Below are 5,734 nucleotides of genomic sequence, written 5' to 3'. Positions count from 1 at the left end.
GTTCGACGCCGTTCGACTCGATCGGCGTCGAACGGCACTTTTCGGGGTACGCTGCGCCGCCACCAGGGCGCGCTCCGCACAGCACCGGGGGATCATTGAGACCGCTGCACCACCGGCCGATCCTGTACACGCCGTTCGCCGTGCTGCTCGCGGCCGCGTGCACCACGAGCGCCGTCGAGAACACCGCCGGGTCGTCGCAGCTGACGACCTCGCCGTCGCACGGGGTCACCGTCCTCCCACCGCCGCCCGAGACGGTCGAGGAGGTCGTCGACGGCCGCACGGTGGGCTTGTCCAACGGCCTGAAGGCGCGCGTGATCGGGCTCGCCGCGCCGGGCGAGTGCTGGCAGGCGGGCGCGCTCAAGTTCGCCCAGGACACCTTGCTGGGCAAGCCGGTGCGCTACAGCCGCGCTTCGGAGGCGGCGATCACGTTGCGGCTGGCCAACACTCCCGACCAGACCGACTACGCCACCCTCGCGGTGAGCAAGGGCGTGGTCCGCGCCGAGAAGGACGACCCGGTCCTCACCGATCCGGAGAAGGTGGCGCAGCAGGCCGGCCTCGGTCTCTGGGGTCCGCCGTGCCAGGGCCAGGACACCAGCCCGGCGCCCGCTCCCCCACCACCCCCGCCTGCACCGCCCGCCCCGACCACCACCCCACCGCCCGCGCAGAAGGACTGTTCGGTCAGCTACCGCGTCGCCAAGACGTGGGCCGATGGCTTCCACGCCGAGCTGATCGTCCGCAACAACACGCGGAAGCCGTTCGAGCAGTGGAACCTGCAGTGGCGGTTCCCGAGCGGTCAGCGGATCAGGGAGACGTGGGGCATGACGGCCTACCAGTACGGTGCGGACGTCACGGCCATCAGCCAGGACGGCGGTGCGATACCCGCGGGCGGGCAGGTGTCGTTGCGCTTCAACGCCGGTACGTCGGGCCCGAACGTCCAGCCCAAGACGTTCACGTTGAGCGGCAAGGAGTGCTCAGTCGGCTAGTGCCCGGGCGAGGACTTCGATGGCGTCCGGGCCGGTCCGGCAGCACCCGCCGACCAGCCTGGCGCCGCGCCCGGCCCACTCCCCCGCGAGCGCCGAGAACCCGGTACCGTCACCGGTCCACGTGCGCTGGTCGGCGTCCCACTGCTCGCCGCTGTTGGGATAGACGACCACGGGCAGCCCGGTCTTGCTCGCGACGGTGACCGCGTGCGCGACATCCTCGGGCGCGCAGCAGTTCACGCCGACCGCGACCACCTCGTCGATGCCCGCGACGACCGCGAACGCCTCCTCCAGCGGCTGCCCGGCACACGTTCGGTCGCCGCGAATGCTGTAGGAGAGCCACATCGGCACGCCACTGCCCCGCACCACGTCGAGCACCGCCTCCGCCTCGTCGACGTCCGGAACCGTTTCGACGGCGAGCACATCGGGTTCGGCCTGAGCCAGCTCCTCGATGCGGGGCCGGTGGAACTCCACGAGTTGCTGCCGGGTCAGCCCGTACCGGCCGCGGTACTCCGAGCCGTCCGCCAGCATCGCGCCGTACGGTCCGACCGACGCCGCCACCCAGCGTGGTCCGTCCACATCGGAGGCAGCGGACCGGGCCAGTGCGACGCTGGAACGCAACAGCCGCGCGGTCTCGTCCGCGCCGACTCCCTGCCGGGCAAAGCCTTCGAACGTGACCTGGTAGCTCGAAGTGATCGCGACCTCGGCACCCGCGCGGTAGAAGGCCAGGTGTGCGTCACGCACGGCGTCCGGTTCGGTGAGCAGCAACCTGCCCGACCACAACGCGTCGGACAGGTCGTGCCCGGCCAGCTCCAACGCCGTCGACATGCCGCCGTCGAGCACCACCACTTTGCGCGCCAAGGCATCCGCGAGTTCCACTCCGCGATCCTACGTCCGCGCCGCACGACCTGCGGTTCCGCCGCGTCGGTCAGCTCGACGAGGCCGCCCCGTAGCGAGCCGTGGCCAGCTCCGGGGTGCTGACGCGCCGGGACAACCGCGGCGGCAGCAACAGCAGGGGTGGCACCGCGCGCCCCTCCAGCTTGCCCACCAGGAGCTCCACGGCGTGCCGGCCGAGCTCGTCCACCGGCAGCCGCACCGACGTCAGCGGCGGCGTCACCTGCTCGGCGATCTCGTCCGGGCAGATGGCGACCACGGCGACGTCGCCGGGCACCTTGCGCCCGGACGCGCGCAGGCACGAGCTCACCCAGCCGAGCGCCGCGTCGTTGTGCACGACCAGCGCGGTCATCGCCGGGTGCGCGCGGATCAGCGCCTGGACGGACCTGAGCACCGACTCGTAGTCCTCCTCCGCGGGCATGGCCGTGGTGGCGATGCCGCGGCGCATGGCGGCCGCGCTGAACCCGGCCATCGCGCGGTGGGCGAAGCCCGTGTTGCGCCGGTAGACCGCGCTCGGGGCGCCGAGGAAGCCGATCGAGCGGTGCCCGAGGTCGGCGAGGTGGTCGACGCACTTCGCCCCGGCCGCCTCGAAGTCGAGGTCGACGCAGGTGAGGCCCTTCGTCGCCGCGGGATGTCCGATGAGGACGGACGGCTTCGCGAGGTCCCGCAGCACGGGCACCCGTTCGTCGTCCATCTCCACGTCCAGCACCAGGAAACCGTCGGCCTGGGCGTTGTCCGCGGCTCTGCGCAGGCCGGGCCCGCCGTCCTCGGCCGTCATCAGCAGCACGTCCATGTCGTGCCTGCGCGCGGACGTCACGGCCGCCGTGACGAACCGCATCATCACCGGCAGGTGGAGCCCGGCGCGCAACGGCAGCACCAGCCCGATCACGTTCGACCGGCTGGCGTTCAGGGCGCGCTCCCCCGCGTGCGGGAGGTAGCCGAGCGCCCTGATGCTCTCGCGCACCCTCGACTTGGTGTCCGCCGAGATCGACCGCTTGCCCGTGAGCACGTACGAAACAGTGCTCGGGGCGACCCCTGCATGCCGCGCTACGTCCGCGATGGTGACCACACCGACCCCTCTCGCGAACCCACATCACCCGATGCGTTCCCGACACGATAGGGATCACGTTCAGGTGAACTCAAGGGTAATGTTCGCGTTAACATTGCTGGTGAAACGTGGTCCAGACGAATCGTGTCGTCTGGAAAGTTCCTGAACAGAGGCTTCTTGCAGCTCAACGGAGTTTCGCACCCCCGCTCCGTGCCGTACCGGCGGCGGCACGGAGCGTGAGCACGTTCACATGGGAAGCTCACCCGAAGGCCGCGGCCAGTGCGCGGTACGCGGGTTTGGGGGCGAACGCCTCGTCGAACGGCAGCGCCGCCCCCTGGCCCGGGAACACCGACGGGATCCACGAGTGCTTGTCGGACAGCGACCACGTGGTGATCCCGACGCACCGGGCCACCGCCAGACACGCCCGTGCCACCGCGCTGTAGTCGGACGCCTGGGTCGCGAGCTTCGCGGAGTCCGCGGGCAGCGTCATCCGCACGTCCAGCTCGGTGATCGCGACGTCCACACCGAGGTCCGCGAACCGTTGCAGGTTCTGCTGCATGGACGAGGGCACGCCGCCCAGCAGCAGGTGCCCCTGGAACCCGACGCCGTCGATCGGCACGCCCTGCTGCTTGAACGACCGCACCAGCTCGTACACGGCGTCGCTCTTCGCGCCGAGCCCGTCGGTGTTGTAGTCGTTGTAGTACAGCTTGGCCTCCGGATCGGCGGCCCGGGCCGCTCGAAACGCCTCCGCGAGGTAGCCGTCGCCGAGCTTCTGCTGCCAGAACGACTGCCGCCGCGTGCCGTTCTCCTCGAACGCCTCGTTGACGACGTCCCAGGCGAACACCTTGCCGCGGTAGTGCCCGGCCACCGCCGCGATGTGGTCGAGCATCGCCTGCCGCAGCTGGTCGGCCGGCAGGTCCTGCACCCATTGCGGCGTCTGGTTGTGCCACACCAGCGTGTGCCCGCGCACGCGTTGGCCGGCGGCGACCGCACCCGCCCAGATCCGGTCGCCGCCGGTGAACGTGAACTGCCCGCGAGAGGGTTCGGTGGCATCCCACTTCAGCTCGTTGCCGACGGTGATGACACCGGCCTCGCGTGCGGTCAGCTCACGGTTCTGCGTGTCCTCCAGCTCGGACACGGTCATCGCGCTGCCGAAGTACTTCCCCCTGGTAGCGGCTAAGTCCCGCAACGGTTTGGCCGCACTCGGCCCGTTGCACAGCTTGCCGTTGAGCTGGAACTCCGGCGGCGGGTTGTTGGCGCCGCTGTAGGTCGCGTTGAACCCGAGGCCCGACACGGTGGCGCCGGGCGCGATGGTCCGGTTCCAGTCCAGCGCCGTCGCCGAGGTCTGCGTCCAGGTGGCGTTCCAGCCGTTGGAGATCCTCTGGTTGCCGGGGAAGGCGAACGTCAGCGTCCACCCGTTGATCGGTGTGGTCCCGGTGTTCGTGATCGACACCGCGCCGGTGAACCCGGAACCCCAGTCGTTCGGCACGCTGTAGGCGACCTTGCACGGCCCGGACGGCTCAGGCCCCGGTCCCGGTCCTGGTGGTGAGCCACCGAGGTACGGGTCGAGGTAGGCCTGCTTGGTCGTGTTGACGGTTGTCCAGTCGTCGTTCAGGATCCCGCCGGTGTCCCCGGAGTTGGGGTTCCACGACCAGAACGCGAAGCTGAAGCCGTTGTTCAGGTACTCCAGCAACGTCTTCAGCCACACCCGATCGCGCGGATCGGCCAGGGTGGTGCCGAACTCGCCGAGCCACACCGGCGCGACGTTGTTCTTCACCAGATAGCCCCAGTTGCGGTCCCAGATCCCGGCCAGGTTCGACGGGAACGCCGGATCCTTGAACCACGACTGCTCGTACACCGAGGTCGCGTAGTCGTGCGCCGAGTAGACGAGCCGGTTGGCCACGTTCAACCGCACGGGCGCCGCCGCCGCGCCCTGCAGGTTGCCGCCCCACCAGTAGTCGCCGCTGACACCCTCGACGATGATCAGCCAGTTCGGGTTCGCCGCGAGCACCGCGTTGCCCGCGCGTTCCGCGGCCAGCCGCCAGTCCCTCGACACGTCCCCGCAACCCCAGCAGGCCGGGTCGTGCGGCTCGTTGTGCAGGTCAGCGCCGATCACCGTGGCGTTGCCGGCGTACCTGCGCGCCAGCATCACCCAGTCGTTGATCCACCGGGTCTCCGGATACGCGTCGGTGTACCAGAGCGCCGACTGACCGGAGGAGCTCGGCCGGTGCCGGTCGAGCACGATCTTCAGACCGATCCGGCCCGCGTGCTCGACGATCTTGTCCATGATCTGGACGCCGGACAACCCGGCGAGGTCGGGGTTCTTCGCGAAATCGATGCCGTTCGGAGTGACGGAGTCGAACAGCTGCGAGGCGTACGGGAGACGAACCACGTTGTAGCGCAACGACTTGATCTGGTCGAGCATCTCGCGGTAGTTGCGCGCCCAGAGGCCGTGCGGGCTGTAGGTGTCTGTTTCCAGTCCGAACCAGTTGATGCCGGTCATGCGCACCGGCGCACCAGCGGAGTCGAGGAGGCGAGCTCCGCTGGTGTGCCAGTATCCGTCGCCGGCCGCCGTCGCCGCCGGGGTGGCGACGACGGCCGACAACAACAGGACCAGCGCACAGAAGAGGCGTTTCATGTGCGCGTCTGTCCTTTCTAGAGGGCCGGGTAGGCGTTGCGCATGAGCTCTTGGAACTGCGCGGAGAACCAGTGTCCGGACAGCGGGGCGTCGCCGAGCGCACCGGACATGCTGTTGCCGTTGCGCGGGTTTCCGGTGTACGTCGGGTCGCACATCCGGTCGAAGCCCTTGCCC

The 5,734-nt window shown here is 69.8% G+C and carries 4 protein-coding genes and 1 pseudogene; 1 reads left to right on the top strand and 4 read right to left on the bottom strand.

The features are described from left to right. Positions 1–983, top strand: a 983-nt coding sequence (locus tag ABZX92_RS44925) for a cellulose binding domain-containing protein (protein ID WP_355572169.1), incomplete at its 5' end; no start/stop codon positions are given. On the opposite strand, the gene mmuM is transcribed toward ABZX92_RS44925, so the two are convergent. The 4 genes and pseudogenes from mmuM to ABZX92_RS44905 form a co-directional block, all read right to left on the bottom strand. Next, positions 972–1,859, bottom strand: coding sequence for a homocysteine S-methyltransferase (gene mmuM / locus ABZX92_RS44920; RefSeq protein WP_355572167.1), 888 nt, complete (start codon positions 1,857–1,859; stop codon positions 972–974). The genes ABZX92_RS44925 and mmuM overlap by 12 nt on opposite strands. Before the next feature lie 49 nt (positions 1,860–1,908). Next, positions 1,909–2,943 carry a LacI family DNA-binding transcriptional regulator gene (locus ABZX92_RS44915; RefSeq protein ID WP_355572165.1) on the bottom strand — a complete coding sequence of 345 codons (1,035 nt, stop codon included), beginning with the start codon at positions 2,941–2,943 and terminating at the stop codon, positions 1,909–1,911. 238 nt (positions 2,944–3,181) lie between these two features. Further along, positions 3,182–5,560: an endo-1,4-beta-xylanase gene (locus ABZX92_RS44910; RefSeq protein ID WP_355572163.1), complete on the bottom strand. Its 2,379-nt coding sequence runs from the start codon at positions 5,558–5,560 to the stop codon at positions 3,182–3,184. Positions 5,561–5,577: 17 nt separating this feature from the next. Next, a pseudogene (locus ABZX92_RS44905) lies at positions 5,578–5,734 on the bottom strand (cellobiohydrolase); the annotation flags it as partial.

This window comes from Lentzea sp. NPDC006480 (genome assembly GCF_040611995.1).
In the GTDB taxonomy this organism is placed as follows: domain Bacteria; phylum Actinomycetota; class Actinomycetes; order Mycobacteriales; family Pseudonocardiaceae; genus Lentzea.
This window is presented reverse-complemented; position numbering and strand designations above follow the sequence as displayed.